The sequence below is a fragment of the Pseudomonas mohnii genome (assembly GCF_900105115.1).
Taxonomy (GTDB): domain Bacteria; phylum Pseudomonadota; class Gammaproteobacteria; order Pseudomonadales; family Pseudomonadaceae; genus Aquipseudomonas; species Aquipseudomonas mohnii.
In genome coordinates this window covers 4,920,043-4,940,449 of sequence record NZ_FNRV01000001.1, presented here as the reverse complement: position 1 = coordinate 4,940,449, position 20,407 = coordinate 4,920,043, and the positions used below count along the sequence as shown (strand labels likewise).

Genomic DNA, 20,407 nt, shown 5'->3' with positions numbered 1-20,407 from the left:
ATGAGCACTCCAACCATTGCGATCATCGGGTCGGGTCCCTCGGGCTGCTTCATGGCTCAAGCACTTCGACGTGAATGGCCGGACGCAGAGATCACGCTGATTGAACGACTGCCCGTTCCATATGGCTTGGTCCGCTACGGTGTTGCGCCCGACCACCCCGGCACGAAGGCAGTGACCCGGCAATTCGAAAGAATGTTTGAACGCGAGAAAATCCGGTTTCTGGGTAACGTTCATGTTGGCACCGAACTACCACTGGCAGATCTACGCGCCGCTTACGACATCGTGGTGGTTGCGACGGGCCTGTATGGCGATCGGAAACTGGACGTACCGGGGGATGCGTTGAATCACATCTACGGCGCCGGACAGGTCACTCGATTCCTGAACGACCACCCGGACGAAGAAGCGTTTTTGCCACGCTTTGGCGCCCGCCCAATCATCGTGGGCAACGGCAACGTTGCCATCGACGTGCTGCGACTGCTGGTCAAAAAGGGCGAAGAGTTTCATGGCTCTGACTTGTCCCACGAAGCACTGACACACCTGGCGAGCAGCCCGATAGAACACATCGATGTCGTAGGTCGATCTCCAGCTGCATTGGCAAAATTCGACACGGTGATGATCAAAGAACTCGCCAAACTTGCCAATGTGCAATTCGAGTTTAACGACGAGCTCGATCTCGAATCGATTGATGACCCGCTTGCCAAGGCCAAAATTGAGGCACTGCTCGGGCTTGCCAAGGCCAAGATAGAAACACTGCTCGCGCTGGCCAGATCAGAAGCCGAACCGGACACCAGCAAAAAATCGGTGACATTCCATTTTGGCTGGGCGCCCGTTCGCGTGGCCGGTGTCGACCATGTTGCAGGCCTAGTGCTTAAAGGCACGCAAAACCCTGACCACCAGCAAAGCATTCCCGCGACAAGCATCATCACTGCGATTGGATTTGAAGAACGTCCGAAACTCGATCTCTGCCGCACGGATTTATCACGTCCGGGCTCCGATTTGTCTAACGGCTTTCTGGATGACGGCCTGTATTGCACCGGCTGGTTCCGCCGAGGCCCCACGGGCACGATCCCGGACAATCGAGCGGATGCCAAACACGTGGCCGACAACATCGTTCAGGCCGTGAAGTCGGGCGCCCTGGGTCTTGGAAAACCAGGTTACCCGGCGATAGCAAAGGCGATCAAAAGCACGACTGTTTGCTACGAAGACTGGAAGCGCATCGATACGGCCGAACTCAAAAATGCCCCTTATGGCCGCGCGCGCCGAAAATTCCGCAACAAGGTTGCCATGTTGGGCGCAGCCCAGTCCCATCAAGCAGGAGAAAACAATAAATGAACATTCAAGTCCTCTACGGCACAGAAACCGGTAACGCTGAAATGGTCGCCGACGATATCGTCGATGCACTCAGCGCAGACGTGAGCATCGAAAGCACCGACATGTCTAAATTCTCAGTCACCGATCTGTCGCCAGACGTGTTCTATTTCATCGTGTGCTCGACCTATGGCGACGGTGAACTTCCGCATTCTGCTCAGCCTTTCTTCGAAGCGCTCAACAGTGAACAACCCAACCTCTGCGGTCTCAAGTTCGCGCTGTTTGGCCTGGGTGACAGCTTCTACGAAACCTTCAACCGCGGCAGCGAGATCGTTGCACAGACGCTGACTCGGCTGGGAGCCAAACAGGTGGGGGAACGAGGGGTGCATGACGCCAGCGCAGGACAACTTCCCGGTGACCTTGCAATGCCTTGGGCTAAAGCGGTTCTATCAGGACTGTGAACGCTACGACCGGCACAATGGCGACTTCGTGAACCAGCGCCTTCACGGCGCTGCCTGAATCACCTTCGTCATGTGCAGCCCTACGATTCATGAGGTGAAATATGTCTCAGCAGCCATTGCGGATTTGTATTCTGGAAAACGGACGAACACCCGACGACTTGATCGATGAGTTTGGGTCGTACCCGAAAATGATCGACAAGTGGCTATCCCCTTATCTTCCGCAAGCCACGTTCACCTACCTGTCGCCAGTGCGTGGAGAAAAGCTTCCGGCCCCGGGTGACTTCGATGGTTTTATCCTCACCGGGTCGAAACACAGCACCTACGAGCGAAGTCCCTGGATGGTTGGCCTGATCGCACTCCTTCAACAGTTGAGACAGAAGCGAATTCCGGTTTTCGGGATTTGCTTTGGCCACCAAATCATGGCGGATGCGTACGGCGGCCTGAACGCAAAATCAAGCAAGGGATGGGGCGTCGGCGCTCATCAATACAACTATGAGACGCCCGACCTTCCAGGAAGCATTGCCTCATTTGTCTTCCATCAAGATCAGGTTCAGAAGGTTCCGCCAGAAGCCACTCGCATAGGTGGATCAGCTCACTGTGAAAATGGTGTCTTCGCCTATTCCTTTCCGGCGATCTCCGTTCAGTACCATCCTGAGTTTTCAGCGGAATACATCCAGGCACTGGCAAAAAAATTTCGCGGCGACCTTCTAAGCGACTCTGTGTCGGCCAACGCCCTGGACTCCATTGCCCATTTACCCGTCGATGCGTCTCCTGTAGCGAAATGGGTCGCTGACTTCTTTCGCACCCATCGTACGCCGTAAGCATCACCCAACCGATTAACCTCTGGGCCTGTATGTATAGGCCCTTTTTTTTGCCATCCCCCTTTATAAGCGCCTGATCTCACGCCGTAAAGGTCGCAATTTATGCGTTTTACCTTATAAAAAACCAAAAAAACCGCACGAAACAGCCTTACAAATCGGCGATTTCAAAATTTAACGCTTGAAAGATATAAAACCATATCTTAAATTAAATGCGTCCCTGCCAGGTGCCATGTGCCAGCCGTCAGAGCAGGAATACAAAAAGAATGTGCTGCTGCCATGCCTTGCCCATGCAGCGCCAGGAGAACTCGAATGACTGCGTTAGACCTGCACAGAGAATTCAACACCAGCTCCCAAGCGTCCCAGGAACTGGCTAAACGCATCAAAGATGCCGGCGTCGAATACCTCTACTACCAAGTTGTCACCCTCTCTGGTCGCGTCATTGCCAAGGTCGTGCCGGCGAAACATCTGCTGCGCAACCTTGAGAAAGGCGTGCAATTCCATCGCACTGCCGTCTCGGATCTTCAAACGACCCGTACTGGCGAACTGCTCGGCGGGGGCGCACAAGCGGCTGAGTTCACCGCCATCCCGGACATTGATAGCTTCAACATTCTTCCTTGGGACAAATCCATTGGTTCGTTCTTCTGCCGTATGTACGAGCCGGATCACCGCCTCGAAAACGGCGGCGCCCCACTGGGTACCGATGCTCGTGGACACTTGATCCGTTCGCATGAAGCTTTCATCAAGGAAACCGGTTTCCGTATGAAATCGGGCTGCGAGCCAGAGATGACCTGGTTCGGTGACAAGCTGGAAGTTCAAGTGCGCCCAGGTGCAAGCCCGGCCTACCACATGGGCAACCTCGAGCTGATGCGCCCTATCTACAAACGCGTCATGGAATATGCGATCTCCATGGGCCTGGACATGATCGAAGGCGATTACGAGGACCCAGGTCAGCTCGAACTCAACTGGATGTTTGACTCCTGTGAACTGACTGCAGACCGACTGATGACCTATCGCTTGATCTGTCGCCAGGTCGCGAGCGAGTTCGGTGTCAAGGCGAGCTTCATGCCGAAGCCGAGCACCGGCAGCATGGGTAACGGCTGCCACCACAACGTCAGCTTGTGGAAAGGCGACCGTAACGTTCTGGCTGAACCCGGTCGACGTGAACTGCACCTGACTGAAACAGGCATGCATGCCTTGGGTGGCATGCTCGCTCACGCTCCTGGCTCCATGATGATCATGGCGTCGACCGTGAACTCCTATAAACGCTTCTGGGATATCGGCCAATTCGCTCCAACTCGAATCAACTGGGGCATGGACAACAAAACCTGCACCGTGCGCCTGTCCGCCAACGGTCGTCTGGAGTACAAGCTTCCCGATGCCAGCGTGAACCCCTACCTCTCGCACACCGTGCTTCTGGCCGGCATGCTGGACGGTCTTCGTAACAAGACAAGCCCAGGCCCGTCCGAGTCCAAAGACAGCTATGTCGACGGCGGCGAGTCGGTGGGGATTCCTCTCACCTTGGGTGACGCCGTTGCAGCATTTGATCGCGATGAAGTCGTACGCAACGCATTCCCTGCAGAATTATCCAGTCTCTATCGCGAACTGAAGGCCGATGAATGGGCTCGCTCTTGCGGCGTAGTGACCGACTGGGAACGCAAAATGTACCTGGACTACCTGCCATGATCGACAAAGCCCACCAAGCACCAGAATTTCGAATGATTTGTGCAGACCTCCCTGCTCCACCGCTTTTCTGGAGAGACGACAAAGGTTTCCGACACGGCTACGAATCCGATCTGGGCAGGCTGCTGGCCCAAACACTGGGCCTGCCTTTTCAGTTCGCCTATCAGAACTGGGCCGATTTTTATCCCGCGTTACAGGCTGGGGAAGGCGACGTCATTTTGTGCGGTCAGGGCATTTCCGCTCATCGCAAAACATTGGCCGACTTCACTGAGCCGTACGCGGTATTCGATGAAGCCGTGATGATTCGACGTGGCTCAAATCTGCGATCCCCGTCCGATCTGAAGGACAAGAAAGTCGGTGCGATTGCCCAAAGCTTGAACATGGCACTGGCCGAAACGTTCACCGGCTGCATCTGCGTGCCTTTCGGCGGGGATAGCGACGATGTTTTGGGTGACATGGTCAGCGCGCTACGCGACGGAATTATCGATGCATTCGTGGATGACGACGTCGCGCTGGTTCCGCTTGCCGAGGAAGCGGATCTGGAAATCGGGTTCAGTGTTCCCACTCAAAACAAATGGGGCATTGCGGTCAAAAAGGAAAATGAGGCTTGGCTCGCACACGTCAATGAGGCCCTTGCGATGATCAAATCGAACGGCCAACTGGAACAGCTTTGGCGCAAATGGATGCCTTCGCTGAGCTACCCCTTCGGGACCCGTTGAGAAACAGCACTCACCCTGCCTCTCAGCTTGTCTACTCGGCGTTACCACCCGAGTTTTTGGCCGCACCTGTCGAGGGGGCGGCCTTTTTTTTAAAAATTTAATTTGAGAGGTTTTAGCGCGAAGTGCCGGCTGAGTCTGGTAAATTGAGGCCATGAGACACAACCATTTGGGAGGATTGGCAAGTCAATTGAGCTCGCTCGAGCAACATTCACTGCCGATGGATGATGAACAACAACTCCAGTGCAAGAACAGCCTCGTTCATGAGGTTGCGACAAGAAGGCCGGACAGAAGAAGTCGTTCGCAGATTAATTGAAGTGATCGACCTGGGCCTTTTCGCCGAAGGCGAGCAATTGCCCAGCGAAAACGAGCTGGCCATGCAGTTCGGGGTAGCGACCGTCACACTGCGTGAAGCCTTGGCCTATCTTCGCGAACGCCGTGTCATCGAGACAAGGAGAGGTCGTAACGGCGGAAGTTTCGTATGCCCCGCCGTTGAACTCCCGGAAGTTCATTTGCGTACCCGCCTTGCTGATATGAGCGCGCTGGAACTACGCGATCTCTGCGACGAACATGTTGCCATCTCGGGGGCCGCGGCTCGACTCGCCGCCAAGCGCTCCTCATCGGAGCATCATGCCAAGTTACAGCACTACATTGATGCGCTAGGCGATGCGACAACCCGAACAGAACGGCGTCGTGCCGATGCGCGATTCCATATAGAGATTGCCGTTGCCGCGCAGTCAGTCAGACTGACCCACGCAGAAATGAGCCTTCAGGCAGAAATCGGCGAGCTGATGTGGATCCCCGGAGAAGGCTCCATAACCCCCGAAGCGGCCCAATCAGAACACCGAGCGATTACCGATGCGATCATGGCAAATGATCCCAATCTTGCAGGCGCATTGGCAGAAGCGCATGTCACGCGCGGCATCAAAAGGCTCATAGATCTGAGATTAGATCTTTTATCCGAAATAGCCTAGAAAATGGCATGCGCCTTGCTCCTTCTCCCGTAAGCGGCTTTTTGATGCGAAGTGGGTGGAAGCTACTCACGGCATCAAGCTGAAACTGCGTTACGAGAATGCAACAGGGGCCCAACATCATGCCAGTACCACTTTTTCGCACCGACGCAGACGACTGCGCCGCTAGCATCAATGCTTCGATCGGTAACGTTTTCGACCAGTTGACGATCTTGGCAAACGAAGTCGTGGAGATTTGGCGACGTGAGGCTGCGCTGGGCAAGAAGCCCTCATCCAAAGACCTGGCCGTGCTCAAACCAAAAATTGATGCACAGCTCCAAGGCTCCAAATCATGCATTCACGGCACTGGCGTTGTGCTTGAGCCGGGAGAGCTGGAAGACTGCGAGATGTACCTTGAGTGGTGGAGAATGGGGGCTGCGGGCAAGGTCGTACCCATGACCCTCAACTTCAATCGACGCAGCGAAAGCTTCTACAACTACCAGAGCATGCAGTGGTTTGCTCGCCCGAAAAATACAGGAAGCAATGTTGTCATAGGCCCTTACGTCGATCTTTACGGGGCCGATACGTACATATTGACCTTCTCCCTGCCTATCCACGTTGATGGTCGTTTCGTGGGTATCGCCGGTGCGGACATCGCCTTGCACAAGTTCGAACGAATTCTGCTTTCCAGCCTGATCAAAATGGAAAACGAAGCCCTGATCGTATCCGAGGAAGGTCGTGTCATCGCCGCCAACACGGCCAATTGGACGGTTGGCGATATGGCTCATCACGCAATGAATCGCCAGGAAACAGGTTGTCGGGTTATTGAACTCGGCGAAGCCGCGGCGCACTGGTCGCTGGTGCAGCGCCCCTGCAAGCGCAAACACCGAGGCGCGGCATAAGCCCGACGCATTTCGTCGTAGAGAGGCTTATGCCTCTCTACGCAGCCCGAAACCCTTTTCGCCCGCTCACACCCCACCTCTTCCAAATCATTCAACGCCTCGATCAAGCGCATGGTTGGCCCCATCGCTCATCGAGACATGCTCCAGCGCCGCCGGATCCACGCCATCCAGACAACCGATGTTGTAGCCACATTGGGTCGGGGCGGAACGCCTCACGTTATGCGTGTAAATACCGCATCGAGAACAGAAGTAATGGCACGCGACGCCCGTATGGAAACGATAGACCGTCAGAAAATCCGCACCCTGGGTGATGCGTATACCGGATAGCGCTACAGTCCCCATCACTGCGCCTTTGCGCCTGCAGAGCGAACAGTTGCATCGCTTGGGGTCGACCACCCCATCAGGAAGATCCAGCTCAAACAACACCGCACCGCAATGGCAGGATGCAGTATGGGTCGGCTGGATTATGGTTTTACCAATGCGCTTTATCATCGCGAAACACCGGCGCAAGCGACCTGCTCATACAGGCTCACTCACCACTCACTGAGACATTCGACAGCATTGACTGGATCTGCTGAGTGGCCTCCTGCGTTCTTGAAGCGAGCTTTTTTACTTCATCAGCCACAACAGAAAACCCACGCCCCGAATCCCCTGCCCTCGCCGCTTCAATGGCGGCATTGAGCGCAAGCATGGTTGTTTGATCTGCAATGGCCTTTATCACTCCAAGAGCAGTGGAAATCTGAGCATAGGTTGCCTGCATGGCCGCCTGCTCCCGCTGACGTGACTCGATGGCATGCCGCTCGGAAGAAATGTCTCGAACGGCGCCTATCAGCCTGCAGACCTTGCCGTCCGCCCCCGTCATGGCCCGCCCCCGCTCTCGATACCAAACCATACCCCGCTGCTTATGCCTCATTTGATACTCAACGACGTAATGGTCGGCGCTTTGCGGAGCCCGTACGTATTCTTCGATAATCTTCAGCATCCTGGGGAGATCGTCGGGATCAACGATCTGGTTATACGTTTCCCAGCCATCGAGAAACTCCGAATCTGAATAGCCAACCAGCTCCTTGAACTGACGAGACCAACGAAGCTCATTGGAGGGATGTTCCAGGTCTCCGTCAACGATCTTGAGATCCCAACAGCCTTCCGTGAGCGTCTGTTTGACAAGCTCCCACACTTGCGCCTCGCCACTCAGTGCAGTCAATTCTCTATTGATCGACTCGAAGGCCAGGTTTTTCTCAGCTGAATATTGATTCAGGCAAGCGACCTCACTTGTCAGGGCGCTGATTTTATCCGCGCTGGCGGTTGCGTTCCGCGCCCCGTTCTCCTGCACCTGCTTCAGGCTCTCAACCTGGTCCTCCAGCGCTTTTATCCGCTCGGCCAGAGCGAACAAATTTGAATGCGTCGTAGCATGACCATTTTTCAACAACTGCAAACTGTCCGGCGTCAGAGGCTCTTGCCCCAGCAGTGCATGCAGGGCGCGATCCACCTCATTAAATTCTGCACTCAATGAACCTTTGAACCACATCACGTTGCTCCTTTGCTGCGCAACTCAGCCATAGTTTTCTGGTGCCTCCGACCTTCAAGCTGACATCGGCACGCTAGAGACAGCCAACAATTGGAATGCCCTCAGAAACAAAAAAAACGCCCTTCTTAAAGAGCGTTTTGATTACGTCGGAAACTATGCGGTGGTTCTTCGAACCGCGCCGGTTACAACAGCCCCCCTCGATGGAATTGCGTCTCCGTAAATGGCCGCGCTGCGTAAATGAGGGCGGGCAATCCACATGTAGAGGAAGCCGACCGCGATGACAGCGAAGGACGACAACACAACAATCCAGTTGTCATACCAAAGTGCATTGGGTGTGCGTGGCCAGCCGATGTTCACCATAGCGGCAACCCCATAGACGAGCGCGCCAACGTTGGTGATCAAACCAAGCGATCCAAGCTGGTACTCGCCGCTTGGTTTCCAGCCTTTCAAGCGAGCTCGCAGAGCAGCAAGAACAACCATCTGGAACGCGATATAGATGCCGACCGCCGAGAAGGAAATAATCTTCAACAGCGCATCAGCGGAAATCATCGAGCCGACGACAATCACACCAGGCAAAAGCGCCGACAACAACAAGGCATAAGGCGGGACATGACGCTCATGAGAAAATCTGGAAAGCAGGCCGCAGGCAAAAATCATCTTGTCGCGAGCGTACGCATAGATCAGTCGACTGGCCGCAGCTTGCAAGCTCATCACGCAAGAGAGGAAGGAGATCAGCACGACGCACAGCACTGCAGAGGATCCCACTGGGCCAAACGCATTGGCCAGAATGGCGGACACCGGATCAGCAAGAGTGCCATTGATAACCGCGCCAATATCGACCACCGACATAATCAGGGCAAAGCAGACGAAGGTGGCTGCAACACCGCCAATGTAAATCGTGCGACGCATCGATTTGGGGATACGCAGACCGGGCTCCGGGACTTCCTCGGCGACATCGCCACAGGCCTCGAATCCGTAGTATTGGAACACACCGATAAGGCTAGCGGCCAGGAATGCCGCGGTGTATGAGCCCGTACTCTCCGAACCGAACGTATTGAAGAAAATACTCATATCGTGGTGACGCTCAAACACCAACAGGTACACGCCTACCACCAACGCCCCCATTATTTCGGCGAAGAACCCGATCAGCGCTGCCTGCGCCAAGACCTTGGTGCCCATCATGTTGATGACTGTCGCAATGGCCAGGATCACCAATGCACAGATTACGTTTGCACCCACTGTAGGCTCGAACCCGACAACTGACGCGGTGTATGGCGCTGCGCCATATGCCACCCCTGCAATGGTCGAGAACATCGCCATCACGTAAACCCACCCTGTCATCCATGCCCACTTGCGACCCCAAAGGCGACGCGCCCAGGGGTATACACCTCCTGCGAGCGGGAATTGGGAGACGATCTCACCAAACACGAGCGCCACCAGAAGCTGGCCAACACCGGCGATGAGCAATGCCCAAATCATCGGAGGGCCGCCCAGCATCAGAGATGAGGCGAACAGGGTGTAAATGCCGACGACCGGCGAGAGATAAGTGAAGCCCAACGCAAAGTTCGCCCAAAGGCTCATATCGCGTTTGAATTCTGACTGGTATCCCAGGGATGCAAGACGCTCGGCGTCTGCGTCAACCGGGGAATTCACGGGATGATTCGTCATGGTGCAACCTCGTATTTTTGTGTTCTCGGCAGCGACGTAGAAGGGGGGGCCATCTAGCATTTTTTTGCTCTTGTAAACGCGAACGCTCATCGCAGGACTAGAAATACCTCCAAATACATTTGAAGTCAAAGGAAAATGTTTTATCCATGACCGACTGGCAAAAATCCCTGTAAACGCTGGCCACAAACCCGATATACCTAACAATCAATCAACCAACACACGAAAAAATCGGCCAGATATGATCAAAAAAACGGCAGATATCGTTGACAATACATATGGATTAGAATTTTATAGGATGCAGCGCCAGGCATGCAGCCGGCCTTGACCCATCAGGAGGCTTCTCATGCGTGAAATAATCGGTGCATTCGAGATCGGAGTGATGCCGGCCCCAGAGACGGAGGAGCCGATCAGTGAATCCAAAACAGATCAACGAAACGTTTGGCCACTGCTCGCCGCATTGTTCGTTCAGGTTTTTGCCTGTCTGAGTCTGGCTCGTTAAGGATCCGGGCTCGCCAAGCGCTTTCCTGGCTCAAAAAAAGCCGCTATCGCTAGCGGCTTTATTATTTATACGAACGCCCTGGCCTCCGCTGGATCGACCTTCGGCGCGGCGAAGAACGCCCGCTCACCGATTTGCTCTTTTACCTTGCTTACGATGTAGGCGCCGATAGGAATGGCCGAGGTGGCGGCTGGTGAAGGTGCGTTACACACATTCACGCTCCTCTTCGTATTGACGAACAAGAAGTCATCAATCAGCTTACCGCTGTTCGAAACAGCCTGGGCACGAACCCCAGCGGGGTACGGTGTCAGATCCTCTTTATTGATCGACGGGCAGTATTTCTGCACTTGCTTGAGATAGCCGCTCTTGAACAGAGAATTCCTCATCTCTATCAGGCCAGGTTTGAAGTTTGCCTTCAAAACCTTCAAGACCCCGAGCGAGGTGAAGATTTCAAACATGTCCCCCAGGGAGAAATCAGTTTTCTTGTAGCCCTCGCGCTTGAGCGCCAATACAGCGTTCGGCCCGACGGTGACAGTGCCGTCAATCATACGAGTCAGGTGCACACCCAAAAATGGCATGGACGGATCAGGGATGGGGTAGATCAAGTGATTGACGATCTGATTGTGTTGCTTGGGCAACAGGTAGTATTCGCCCCTGAAAGGACAAATCTGGAACTCGGGTTCGAGCCCCAGCATCCTGACGACCCGATCAGCCATCAGGCCTGAGCATGAAATCAGAAAACGGGCCTGGTAAATGCCTGTCGACGTCGTGACCACGACCTCGTCCGCTCGCTCATCGAGAGCCGTCACTTCAGAGTTGTAGCGAATGACACCGCCCGCTTTCGTAAACTCTGCAGCCATCTGTCGAGTGACTTCGGCGTAATTCACGATGCCACTGGAAGGGACGAAGATTCCCGCCAACCCGACAATATTCGGTTCTCTTTCCCGAAGCTCGGCAGCTGAAAGCCATTCACGCTCAAGGCCATTGGCCTCAGTGCGCTCCCAAAGGGCTTTCATTCGTTCCTTCTCAATTTCATTCGTCGCCACAAGCATTTTGCCGCAGGCGTCATAACGAATTCCGTGCTGATCACAGAAGGCTTTCGTTGCCCGGTTTCCTTCCAGGCAAAACTTGGCTTTCAGACTGCCAGGCGTGTAGTAAACACCCGCATGGATCACCCCACTGTTATGACCGGTCTGATGCTGGGCGGGACCCGATTCTTTTTCCAGCAACAGAATTTTTGCATCCGGGTATTCAGATGCCATTTGCATGGCTGTAGACATTCCCACAATGCCGCCACCAATGATTACAAAGTCGTACACAGCTATCACCTCACAAGGATGGCGGACAGGGAACAGGCCGCAGTCGCCTGCGACCCATCCGTCAATTAGTTGGATGTCTGGCCGTGGTGGTGACCCACCTTCGGATAGCTGAAGTAGCCGCGTTGACGCATCAGTTCGCGACGAAGGCCTGGATGCGCTGCGAAGCGGTCGCGTCCGTGAAGCCAGAACAAGTTGTTGATCAACACGAACGAACCCACCGCAACGGGAATGGACAACTTCGCCTGACTGGTTTCCAGCGACTCACCGAGTTCGAAAAGCCAGGTACCCTCTTCGAAGTTTTCAGGCTGAACAAATTGATCGATGTAGCGCATGGTCGGACGCCCCTCACCATCCGTATCAAAGATGGAATGGAACACGTCCTCTTTGACGTTCTTGCTCGGTGGAGCCGTCCAGCGCAGGGAGCGGCGAGCCAATGGATGCTTGTAGAACTTATTCAAATCAGCCCAATCGTCGAGGTGCAACAGCAAGGAGTTGCCACCTTCCATATTTTGCTCGTCGATCTTCATCATCAGGACGTAGTCAGTGATCTGATTCACGAACGTACCGTCGTTGTGCAGCTCCATCACACGATGTGGCGCACGCAGGTAGCTGTCCGAGTTATCAACGTTCTCTACGACGAAGCGTGCATAAAACTGCCCGCTCATCGCATCGAAATTAGAACGCCCGAGCAGGTGCGCCACGGCGGTTGAAAACTTAACCATGTCTTCTGCCTGGGAGACATCGTTCAGCCCTTCCGGCTTCACCAACAGACCACCCGTTTCCCGATCCATCAGCGTGTTGACCAAAACCGGACGCAGCGTCTCGCCGCAAATTCCGTCCAGGACTTTGCCAATCTGAAAGCGCAAAAACGACTTGTACTCAAGTGCCTGAACTGGCCATTGGGACACGGCAGAGAGAAACGCGTCGACGGTGACCTTGGGGAATGTGAGCTCCAGGAAACGCTTGGACTGAGCAGAAGGCTTGAGAGAGAAACCCACGCACTCAGCGGGCTGTTGCATTACCGGAGCGTTGATCTGAGAGAAGGCGTTCATTGCTATGTCCTGGCGTAGTGAGTGTGGGCGCTTTCCAGGGCGTCTGGTGAAGCGACGGTCAAAAAATATCGCCACTAAATAAAAATGTCTACATTTTTAAAATACGTAGATAGAAAATGATTTAGTAGCCATTCGGCGGGCCTTTTGAAAAGTGGGTATCATTAGGAAAATTTGACGATGAGTGGTCGCTATGGAAGAGCTTGAGCCAAAGCAGAAATCTACTTTCGATGGTTACGAAAGGCTCAAGAAGGACATTATTCGTGGCGTATTTCCGGCTGGACAGAAGCTGCTGATGAGCGCCCTGAAAGATCGATATGGTCTTGGGGTTGGCCCACTCAGAGAGGCTTTGTCTCAGCTCGTCGCGGAACACCTGGTCATTGCGATTAACCAGAAAGGCTATCGGGTAGCCCCCATGTCGTTGGAGGAAATGCGCGACATCTACGACGCGCGCGCCAACCTGGAGGCCATGATCCTCACGCTCGCGATCGAACGAGGCGATGACTCGTGGGAAGCCTCGATCCTGGCGCGAACTCACACGCTATCGAAAGTCATGGAGCTCAGAACGCAGGAGCAAATGCTCGAGATATGGGACTCTCGACATAAGGCGTTTCATAGTGCGATAGCCTCCGGGTGCGGATCCAAGCATCTGCTGCAACTAAGATCGCAACTGCTGGACCAGGCTGAGAGGTACAGGCACCTGTGGCTCAAAAGCACTGTATTTTCCGAAGAGGCGCTTCGTCAAAAAAGGGTCGAGCATGCAACCCTCGTTGACGCAATCCTTGCTCGCGATGCGGTAAAGGCGAGCGCCCTGATGAGGGAACATCTGATGACACCTGTTCCTATCATTTCTGAAATAATTAAAAACTCGATGCCGGCGTTACACGCGTAGTCCACAAATGAAAGGGGCCTTTGAACAAGCCCTTTTACATTCAAACTACCTTGGCCGAATGCATAGACCTCAAGGACGCGCGATGATATTTCAACACAGGCCAGTGACGGCGGCTGACATCAAAACCATCTGCAGCTTTCCCCTTAACGCTCAGGAACTGTTTTATATGTTCCCGAAAGCTCAATACCCTCTGACGGAAGCCCAGCTGTCTAACGCAATTACTCAACGATTCGACTCGACGATTGTCGAGGCCGGAAACAGCGTCGTTGGCTTTGCTAACTTTTATCGGGCTGAGACGGGTGGGGTTTGCTGTATCGGCAATGTCATCGTTGCCCAGCAGGCACGAGGTCAAGGTGTGGCGACCTTCATCGTGGAGACGATGACGGCTCTGGCGTTCGAGCGCTATGACGCCACAGAGGTGCAGATCTCGTGTTTCAATGAAAATACCGCTGGCTTGTTGCTTTATCCAAAACTCGGCTTCTTGCCCTTTGCTGTCGAAGAGAGAACCTCTCTGGATGGTCGCAGATTAGCGCTCATCCATATGACCCGCAGCCGAGCGGGCCGACCAGAATAGTCACCTTGAAAGCCCGCTCATGATCGGGTTCAGGTGCTTCAGCACTGAATGGCAGGCGAACGCGTGACCCACTGACTGGCCGAAGAACGCGAATGGCCGATGATGTTGCTGGTTGGTGTTTAGCGTTGAACTGACCTTGCCGGCCCCGGCACTCGTATTGTTTGCGTATAGATCCGCGCACGCCCGTAAAGAAGCCATCGTGCTGCGTTGAGCCCGCTGGCAGATACCTTATGCTCCGGGCTCACCTTCCGCCCCCCGAGATCAACATGCAAAATTCAGAGTTGGGAATCATGATCATTTCATTGATCGGGTTGTTCGGCTTTGCTTCGTTTGTTTTTGAGTACTTGAGCGCCAGACGCTCGAAGAGAAGTAAACCGCAGTGATGTTTCCAGACGATCAAAAAAAGGGGGCAGATGCATCATCTACCCCCTTTCTTTCATCAGCGCGTCGCCACCAGAAACAACCGCGGAAACGGCAGCAGCACCCAACCATCCGCCTGCGCCGGATAAGCCTGCTCGACGGCGGCCAGATACAGCGCCAGATATTCAGCCCGTTCCGCCTCATCCAGTGGATCGAGAAACGGCCGCAAACCACTGCCCTTGAACCACTCGACCACCCCCGAGGCGCCGCCTGCGAGTGGATGATGATAAGTGGTGCGCCACACATCGACCCGAGTGCAGTGTGGTTTGAGCATTGTGTAGTAGCCGCTGGCATCGGCCATCTGCGTGCGCTGCCCGGCCGCGCCAGTCAGCTTGGTAGCCCAAGGACCACTCGCCGCCACCTCGCGCATCAAGCGATGCGAGGGTTCATTGAGATTGTCCGGCATCTGGATCGCCAGGCTGCCACCCGGTGCAAGTTTGCTCACCAATGAAGGCAGCAACGTGGCGTGATCAGGCAGCCACTGCAACACCGCATTGGCGAAAATCACATCGAATGGGCCAGTTTCGTTCCAGCGATCAATGTCCGCGATATCGAACCGCACCTGCGGTAAACGCTTGCGGGCGGCCTCGATCATATCAGTTGAACTGTCCAGACCGCGCAACGTAGCGTTGGCAAAGCGCTCCACCAGCAACTCGGTCGAGTTGCCGGGCCCACATCCGATATCGATTGCCGAGCGCACATCACCGGCGGGAATGGCCGCCAGCAGGTCACGGGCGGGACGGGTGCGTTCATCTTCAAAAGCGACGTACTGTTTGGCGGACCAACTCATTGCGTTCTCCTGTCGGTGCGTTGTCCTTGGACCGCTACGATACCGCGACAGGCGAGACCAAAGGTTTCAGAACACAGCCTTTTGCGCCGTACCGTCATTCCCGACGAATTTTCTTCCCGCCCCCACTGCCTGAAATTCACGCGCCCTCAGATAAGGAACACGGCCATGAAATTCGCAAAAAATCGCCCAGAAACTTGCCCTGTGGACCAGCAGTCCCTAGACGTTCATCGGGGCGAACATTCTGATTTTCCTGTGGGGGCTGAGCGGGCAGCACTGGGTCACCCGCGTGATCGAACGATCTAACGACTGGCTTGCAATGCCCTGGCCATCTGCAGGTGATGTTGCAGCTTGGGCAATGTCTCTTCAGCGAACGCCTTGATCTCAGGCACATCCGTGGTTTGCGCTTCCTGCTGAAGCTGTGCGATGGCTTCTTCGGTGGACTTCACCTGACTGGCCGCATAGGCCTCATCGAAGTTCGCGCCGTCCATGACTTGCGGCATCAAGGCCTTGGCCTTATCGGCCACCTGCTCACGCGGGGCCACCGGCAAATCCAGCTGTTTGGCGATTTTCGCCAGGTGCTGGTTGGCGGTGGTGCGGTCGTTGATCACGACGATGGTGTAGTCCTTGACCTCTTTGGATTCCGACTTCTGATGCGCCAGACGACTGGTTTCGATATCGGCGATACCCTGGGCCGACGCATCGTTGATGAACTCGGCGGGGGACTGGGCGAAGGCACTGCTGGCACACAGGCCCAGTAACGTGGCGAAACCGGTGTTGCGTATTTGGGTGGCCATCCGCTTCATGGTCGCGCCCTCCTCAGTAAACATTCAAACGGGAGCTTTCGCCCCCGCTTCTCAATCAAAACCACCTTCATCCACTACTTGGATTTTTGTCCGGGCTTGCGGCCCATGTCGGGTTTCGCTGGCTCTTTATCGACAGTCGTGGTGGTGGTTTTCCCACCCTTGCGACCGGCTTCAGACGCCTTGGTTCGATCGTTGGCGAAATTTCCCGAGTTCGAGTTTTTTGAGTTAGGCATGATTCTCTACCTCTTGGTGATGATCGCGGCGAGCTGACGCCCGCATAAAATCTGAATGGGCGCGATGCAAAAGGTTTAGAAAAAAACGTCGACGCCACGACGAACGGTGAGCGCGATTCAGACGAGCCGCAGGTGATGCTCGCGCTTGGCGGTGTACATCGCCTCATCGGCGTGCCTGAACAACTGCTTCTCTTCCGTGCCGTGCTCGGGGTATTGGGCAACGCCGATGCTTGGTTGAATGTTGAAGCTATGGCCGTCCAGGCGCAGGGGTTGAGCCAGGACCTGACGGATTTTCACGGCCACGCCGTCGGCATCTCCCGAAGCGTGAATGCTGTGTAACAACACCACAAACTCATCGCCGCCAATACGCGCCACCGTGTCGGTTTCACGCACACAGCCCTTGAGCCGATTGGCCACGGTTTGCAGCAACATGTCGCCAACCGCATGCCCGTGGGTGTCGTTGACCTCCTTGAAGCGGTCAAGATCGACATACAGCAAAGCCAAGCGTCCGCAGTCCTCACGCGCCGCTTCCAATGCAGCCTTGAGCCGGTCGCGCAGCAATTCGCGGTTAGGCAGTTGCGTCAGTTGGTCGTACTGGGCCATGCGCTGCAGGCGCGCGTGCAATTGCTTGCGCTCGATCGCAGTCGCGACCTGCGCGCAGACGTACTGCAACAACTCTTTATCCTGCTCGGTGTAGTGCTCACTGCCCGGCATGCTTTTGACGATCAGTGCGCCAATGGTGCCGTTTTGCGAGTTGAGCGGCACGCCGAGCCAGCACGGCGTGTTCTGTGCGCTCTCTTGCCTCTCGAACCCCGCAGGTCGATCGTCCTGATCCGGGGTCAGCAGGATCGGCTGGCCGCTGCGGACCACCTCGGCACACAGGCGGCCGGTCATCGTGCAGGGCTGCTCGGGTTCGTGGGCATCAACGTGATAGGGGAAACTCAGCTCGGCACCGTGATCGTCATACAACGCCACGGAAAAATTCAGCGCTGGCAGCCATTCGCCAATGATCAGATGAATACGCTTGAACAACGCCAATAGATCTTCCGCTGCATGCGCCGCCTCGGAAATCGCGTACAGCGCTGCTTGCCGGGACTCGGCTTGCTTGCGCTCGGTGATGTCACGCGCCACGGCGATGCGCAGTTGATCGACCTCCGACCAGCGTGCCGACCAGAGGATGTGCACCACCCGGCCGTCCTTGCGCATATAGCGGTTTTCGAAATTGAGCTTGGACTCACCACCCATGATCTCCCGCGCGGCATCGAGGGTGCGCTGACGATCGGCCGGGTGAACCAGGTCGATCATCGGCTGGCCAATCAATTCTTCAGGGCTGTAGCCGAAAATGTGCTCGCAGGCCGCACTGACAAAAACGAAGCGACCTTGTTTGTCGACCGCGCAAACGGCGTCCAGCAAGAGGTCGATGTAGCTCGCCAGCGGCGCGGAATTTCTGGTGGTCATGGCGCTTAATGCATGTCCGGACAATGCGGCAAAAAAAGAACATCCCTGACTGTTAGAACCTGTGTCACCGAGGCCTCCCTGTACGCGGCTTCAAGCCTTGTTCGTCACCAGGCCCGGCACGGCGTGCACCAGGGCGTTGATGGCGAAACCGATGAACATTAACCCGCAAAGCCGGGTGATGGCCAGTTCATGGCGCTGATACAAGGTGCGCACCCGCCGCGCACCGACGACGCCAATGAGAATAGCGTAGGCGATAAGCCCCCCCACGAAACTCAGCAGGATCAGCCACGGCAACATCGACCAGGTCAGCAACTCGGCTCGGCTCGACAACAAGGCGGTAAACGTGGCCACGGCCACCGGGTAAGCCTTCGGATTGGTCAGGCCAAACAGGATGCCATGCCAGAACGGCTGCCGCGCCGGCCCTTGCGGTGCCTGGGCACTGCTGCGACGCGCCCGCACCGCACGCCAGCCGAGCCAGAACAGATAGAGACCGCTGAGCACGCCCAGCACATCGAACGCCGTGCTGCCGATCTCCCGCGCCCCGACAATCGCCACCAGCGCAGTGCCGCACCAGACCACGTCCCCCAGCAAATGCCCGCAGAGGAACCCCGCCCCGGCCCGTCGCCCATGGGCCGCTCCAATGCCGAATACGGCCAGCACGCCGGGGCCTGGCGTAATCCCGTAAATAAAACCCGAGGCAAGAACAGCCATTAACAGCGACGGGGTCATGGGAAGTCCTTTTGAACTGTTTGGTGAATGGGCGCCAGTCTATATCAGCTCATTGGGCATTGATTGACTGATCGTCGAAGAACTTCATCAGCGTTTTATCCCCTCTGCGATTCGTTGATTCAACCAGTTCAACGCCTGATCCCCGCCGCGCCGCTGGTGCCACGCCAACACAAAGGTAAACGACGGAATATGAAACGGTGGAGGCACGACGATCAGCGACGCCTCGTCGAGGTCGCGCAAGCCAAGGGAGGCAACGGTCAAAATCAAATCCGTGCCACTGATCAACTGCGGGGCGACATTCCAGTGCGGCAGGCTGACCGCCACGCGCCGCCGTTCATGCAGAGCGGTCAGGGCACGCTCGATCTCCGGCGTGCCACTGCCGCGCATTTCCAGCAAAACGTGGGGGCGCGCCAGATAGGTTGGCAGGTCGAGCGTTGCGTCGGCCGACAAACTGTCACGATCCACCAGGCAGGCGTAGTGCTCTTCGAACAGCGCAGTGCTGCGTAGCTCGTTGGGCATCTCCGGAAACACACCAATGGCGATATCGATATCACCGTTGAGTATCCCGTCGAGCATGCCTTCGCGGCTGGCGTGACTGATTTGCAGATCGATGCCCGGAGCTTCACTGCGCAACGTGCGGATCAAGCCGGGCAGGACGATGGCGGCACCGTAATCGGACATGGCCAGGCGAAAGGTGCGCCGGGTGGTCGCCGGATCAAAGGCATTGGGCGCCAGCAGCGATTGCACCTGGGCCAGGGCTTCGGTCAAGGGCGCCATCAGCTCCAGCGCGCGCGAGGTCGGCACCAGGCCGGCGCCTGCCCGCACCAGCAGCGGATCGCCCAGCAGATCGCGCAAACGCGCCAGGGCATGGCTGACGGCCGGCTGACTCAGGTGCAGACGTTCAGCCGCCCGGGTGACGTGTTGCTCGCTGAGCAAGGCGTCGAGAATCACCAGTAAATTGAGATCGATGCGGCGCAGATCATTCATTTGATGCATGTTCTGGATAGCAAAACGGAATTTAAATCTGCGCGACGAATACCCTAGAGTCCAGCAAAACCTGCTGGAGAATGATCATGAGTACGTTGCATGGGATCGGCCTGTTATTGCTGGCCGTGATTGCCGGGGCGGTGGTGCCTTTTCAGAGTGCGATCAACGCGAACCTTGGACGGGGCCTGGGGCATCCGTTATGGGCCACCTTGGCCTCGTTGCTGGTGAGTATCCTGGTGTTGCTGCCGATCATGCTGGCGATGCGCGTGCCGTTGCCATCAGTGGCGTTCATCAGCAAGGCGCCCCTTTGGATGTGGGCTGGCGGTGCGTTCGGGGTGTGTTTCATTTCCCTGGCCCTGGTGCTGCTGCCCAAACTCGGCGCCTCTGGGTTCATGGCGTTGGCGCTGGCCGGGCAAGTGGTCGCGTCATTGGTGCTGGATCACTTCGGGTGGTTTGGGTTGGTGCAGCGGCAGGTGAGCTTGCCAAGGGTATTGGGCGCCTTGCTATTGATTGGCGGTGTGGTGTTGATTCAATTAAGCGCAGCGCCGAGCAAAGCTTTAGCAGCCGCGAGTTGAGGGGGCAATCCCCAAGCGCTTGATGCTCAGCCGCACGGCCCGGGGCTC

The 20,407-nt window shown here is 55.9% G+C and carries 22 protein-coding genes; 11 read left to right on the top strand and 11 right to left on the bottom strand.

Translation table 11 applies throughout. The features are described from left to right. The 7 genes from BLV61_RS22950 to BLV61_RS22920 all read left to right on the top strand — a co-directional run bounded on the left by BLV61_RS22950 (position 1) and on the right by BLV61_RS22920 (position 6,838). Entirely contained in the window at positions 1–1,332 is a 1,332-nt protein-coding gene (locus BLV61_RS22950; RefSeq protein ID WP_090467609.1) for an FAD-dependent oxidoreductase, read from the top strand. Beyond that, the gene (locus BLV61_RS22945; RefSeq protein WP_090467608.1) at positions 1,329–1,769 is read left to right on the top strand and encodes a flavodoxin domain-containing protein; all 441 of its coding nucleotides are present in this window, start codon (positions 1,329–1,331) and stop codon (positions 1,767–1,769) included. The genes BLV61_RS22950 and BLV61_RS22945 overlap by 4 nt, the downstream gene beginning before the upstream one ends. Positions 1,770–1,870: 101 nt before the next feature. Further along, a complete protein-coding gene (locus BLV61_RS22940; RefSeq protein WP_090467605.1) occupies positions 1,871–2,590 on the top strand; it encodes a type 1 glutamine amidotransferase in 720 nt (239 codons plus the stop codon). A 309-nt stretch (positions 2,591–2,899) separates the two neighbouring features. Further along, a complete protein-coding gene (locus tag BLV61_RS22935; protein ID WP_047526599.1) occupies positions 2,900–4,273 on the top strand; it encodes a glutamine synthetase family protein in 1,374 nt (457 codons plus the stop codon). After that, the gene (locus BLV61_RS22930) at positions 4,270–4,989 is read left to right on the top strand and encodes a substrate-binding periplasmic protein (protein WP_090467603.1); all 720 of its coding nucleotides are present in this window, start codon (positions 4,270–4,272) and stop codon (positions 4,987–4,989) included. The genes BLV61_RS22935 and BLV61_RS22930 overlap by 4 nt, the downstream gene beginning before the upstream one ends. A gap of 224 nt (positions 4,990–5,213) precedes the next feature. Further along, positions 5,214–5,960, top strand: coding sequence for a FadR/GntR family transcriptional regulator (locus BLV61_RS22925; protein WP_047538342.1), 747 nt, complete (start codon positions 5,214–5,216; stop codon positions 5,958–5,960). A 119-nt stretch (positions 5,961–6,079) separates the two neighbouring features. Next, a complete protein-coding gene (locus BLV61_RS22920) occupies positions 6,080–6,838 on the top strand; it encodes a cache domain-containing protein (RefSeq protein ID WP_244159914.1) in 759 nt (252 codons plus the stop codon). A gap of 87 nt (positions 6,839–6,925) precedes the next feature. On the opposite strand, the gene BLV61_RS22915 is transcribed toward BLV61_RS22920, so the two are convergent. The 3 genes from BLV61_RS22915 to BLV61_RS22905 form a co-directional block, all read right to left on the bottom strand. After that, positions 6,926–7,330 carry a GFA family protein gene (locus BLV61_RS22915; RefSeq protein WP_090467599.1) on the bottom strand — a complete coding sequence of 135 codons (405 nt, stop codon included), beginning with the start codon at positions 7,328–7,330 and terminating at the stop codon, positions 6,926–6,928. 37 nt (positions 7,331–7,367) lie between these two features. Beyond that, positions 7,368–8,366: a methyl-accepting chemotaxis protein gene (locus BLV61_RS22910; RefSeq protein WP_090467597.1), complete on the bottom strand. Its 999-nt coding sequence runs from the start codon at positions 8,364–8,366 to the stop codon at positions 7,368–7,370. A gap of 153 nt (positions 8,367–8,519) precedes the next feature. Continuing rightward, positions 8,520–10,034, bottom strand: a complete 1,515-nt coding sequence (locus BLV61_RS22905) for an APC family permease (protein WP_090469960.1) — start codon at positions 10,032–10,034, stop codon at positions 8,520–8,522. Between the two features lie 343 nt (positions 10,035–10,377). Here BLV61_RS22905 and BLV61_RS31345 point away from each other — a divergent pair, with 343 nt between their 5' ends. After that, positions 10,378–10,533, top strand: a complete 156-nt coding sequence (locus BLV61_RS31345; protein WP_167361800.1) for a hypothetical protein — start codon at positions 10,378–10,380, stop codon at positions 10,531–10,533. Between the two features lie 65 nt (positions 10,534–10,598). Here the strand turns inward: BLV61_RS31345 and lhgO are convergent, their stop codons facing one another. Next, positions 10,599–11,849 carry an L-2-hydroxyglutarate oxidase gene (gene lhgO / locus BLV61_RS22900; protein ID WP_047526595.1) on the bottom strand — a complete coding sequence of 417 codons (1,251 nt, stop codon included), beginning with the start codon at positions 11,847–11,849 and terminating at the stop codon, positions 10,599–10,601. Between the two features lie 65 nt (positions 11,850–11,914). Continuing rightward, positions 11,915–12,901 carry a glutarate dioxygenase GlaH gene (gene glaH, locus BLV61_RS22895; protein WP_090467595.1) on the bottom strand — a complete coding sequence of 329 codons (987 nt, stop codon included), beginning with the start codon at positions 12,899–12,901 and terminating at the stop codon, positions 11,915–11,917. A gap of 190 nt (positions 12,902–13,091) precedes the next feature. On the opposite strand from glaH, the gene csiR reads away from it, so the two are divergent. Together csiR and BLV61_RS22885 are read left to right on the top strand one after the other, a co-directional pair. Beyond that, entirely contained in the window at positions 13,092–13,790 is a 699-nt protein-coding gene (gene csiR, locus BLV61_RS22890; protein ID WP_047526592.1) for a DNA-binding transcriptional regulator CsiR, read from the top strand. An 82-nt stretch (positions 13,791–13,872) separates the two neighbouring features. Next, a complete protein-coding gene (locus tag BLV61_RS22885) occupies positions 13,873–14,364 on the top strand; it encodes a GNAT family N-acetyltransferase (RefSeq protein ID WP_047526591.1) in 492 nt (163 codons plus the stop codon). A 439-nt stretch (positions 14,365–14,803) separates the two neighbouring features. Here the strand turns inward: BLV61_RS22885 and tam are convergent, their stop codons facing one another. The 6 genes from tam to BLV61_RS22855 form a co-directional block, all read right to left on the bottom strand. Further along, the gene (gene tam, locus BLV61_RS22880) at positions 14,804–15,574 is read right to left on the bottom strand and encodes a trans-aconitate 2-methyltransferase (RefSeq protein ID WP_090467593.1); all 771 of its coding nucleotides are present in this window, start codon (positions 15,572–15,574) and stop codon (positions 14,804–14,806) included. 299 nt (positions 15,575–15,873) lie between these two features. Further along, positions 15,874–16,377: a DUF4142 domain-containing protein gene (locus BLV61_RS22875; protein WP_047526587.1), complete on the bottom strand. Its 504-nt coding sequence runs from the start codon at positions 16,375–16,377 to the stop codon at positions 15,874–15,876. Positions 16,378–16,451: 74 nt separating this feature from the next. Further along, positions 16,452–16,610, bottom strand: a complete 159-nt coding sequence (locus tag BLV61_RS22870; protein WP_081997823.1) for a KGG domain-containing protein — start codon at positions 16,608–16,610, stop codon at positions 16,452–16,454. 117 nt (positions 16,611–16,727) lie between these two features. Further along, positions 16,728–18,068, bottom strand: a complete 1,341-nt coding sequence (locus BLV61_RS22865; protein WP_090467591.1) for a sensor domain-containing protein — start codon at positions 18,066–18,068, stop codon at positions 16,728–16,730. 90 nt (positions 18,069–18,158) lie between these two features. Further along, positions 18,159–18,797 (bottom strand): LysE family translocator, encoded by a 639-nt coding sequence (locus BLV61_RS22860; protein WP_047526584.1) that lies wholly within the window; start codon positions 18,795–18,797, stop codon positions 18,159–18,161. 87 nt (positions 18,798–18,884) lie between these two features. After that, positions 18,885–19,793, bottom strand: a complete 909-nt coding sequence (locus BLV61_RS22855; RefSeq protein WP_090467589.1) for a LysR substrate-binding domain-containing protein — start codon at positions 19,791–19,793, stop codon at positions 18,885–18,887. A 77-nt stretch (positions 19,794–19,870) separates the two neighbouring features. Between BLV61_RS22855 and BLV61_RS22850 the strand changes: the two genes are divergently transcribed. Next, positions 19,871–20,359 (top strand): DMT family transporter, encoded by a 489-nt coding sequence (locus BLV61_RS22850; protein WP_090467587.1) that lies wholly within the window; start codon positions 19,871–19,873, stop codon positions 20,357–20,359. Positions 20,360–20,407: the final 48 nt, after the last annotated feature.

Coding starts and splice junctions, on each gene's coding strand:
- BLV61_RS22930 (WP_090467603.1), top strand. CDS start 4,270: ATGATCGACAAAGCCCACCAAGCACCAGAATTTCGAATGATTTGTGCA.
- BLV61_RS22945 (WP_090467608.1), top strand. CDS start 1,329: ATGAACATTCAAGTCCTCTACGGCACAGAAACCGGTAACGCTGAAATG.
- BLV61_RS22875 (WP_047526587.1), bottom strand. CDS start 16,377: ATGAAGCGGATGGCCACCCAAATACGCAACACCGGTTTCGCCACGTTA.
- BLV61_RS22925 (WP_047538342.1), top strand. CDS start 5,214: ATGAACAACAACTCCAGTGCAAGAACAGCCTCGTTCATGAGGTTGCGA.
- BLV61_RS22935 (WP_047526599.1), top strand. CDS start 2,900: ATGACTGCGTTAGACCTGCACAGAGAATTCAACACCAGCTCCCAAGCG.
- csiR (WP_047526592.1), top strand. CDS start 13,092: ATGGAAGAGCTTGAGCCAAAGCAGAAATCTACTTTCGATGGTTACGAA.
- BLV61_RS22860 (WP_047526584.1), bottom strand. CDS start 18,797: ATGACCCCGTCGCTGTTAATGGCTGTTCTTGCCTCGGGTTTTATTTAC.
- BLV61_RS22855 (WP_090467589.1), bottom strand. CDS start 19,793: ATGCATCAAATGAATGATCTGCGCCGCATCGATCTCAATTTACTGGTG.
- BLV61_RS22850 (WP_090467587.1), top strand. CDS start 19,871: ATGAGTACGTTGCATGGGATCGGCCTGTTATTGCTGGCCGTGATTGCC.
- BLV61_RS22905 (WP_090469960.1), bottom strand. CDS start 10,034: ATGACGAATCATCCCGTGAATTCCCCGGTTGACGCAGACGCCGAGCGT.
- BLV61_RS22920 (WP_244159914.1), top strand. CDS start 6,080: ATGCCAGTACCACTTTTTCGCACCGACGCAGACGACTGCGCCGCTAGC.
- BLV61_RS31345 (WP_167361800.1), top strand. CDS start 10,378: ATGCGTGAAATAATCGGTGCATTCGAGATCGGAGTGATGCCGGCCCCA.
- BLV61_RS22885 (WP_047526591.1), top strand. CDS start 13,873: ATGATATTTCAACACAGGCCAGTGACGGCGGCTGACATCAAAACCATC.
- BLV61_RS22940 (WP_090467605.1), top strand. CDS start 1,871: ATGTCTCAGCAGCCATTGCGGATTTGTATTCTGGAAAACGGACGAACA.
- tam (WP_090467593.1), bottom strand. CDS start 15,574: ATGAGTTGGTCCGCCAAACAGTACGTCGCTTTTGAAGATGAACGCACC.
- BLV61_RS22870 (WP_081997823.1), bottom strand. CDS start 16,610: ATGCCTAACTCAAAAAACTCGAACTCGGGAAATTTCGCCAACGATCGA.
- glaH (WP_090467595.1), bottom strand. CDS start 12,901: ATGAACGCCTTCTCTCAGATCAACGCTCCGGTAATGCAACAGCCCGCT.
- BLV61_RS22910 (WP_090467597.1), bottom strand. CDS start 8,366: ATGTGGTTCAAAGGTTCATTGAGTGCAGAATTTAATGAGGTGGATCGC.
- BLV61_RS22865 (WP_090467591.1), bottom strand. CDS start 18,068: ATGACCACCAGAAATTCCGCGCCGCTGGCGAGCTACATCGACCTCTTG.
- BLV61_RS22915 (WP_090467599.1), bottom strand. CDS start 7,330: ATGATAAAGCGCATTGGTAAAACCATAATCCAGCCGACCCATACTGCA.
- BLV61_RS22950 (WP_090467609.1), top strand. CDS start 1: ATGAGCACTCCAACCATTGCGATCATCGGGTCGGGTCCCTCGGGCTGC.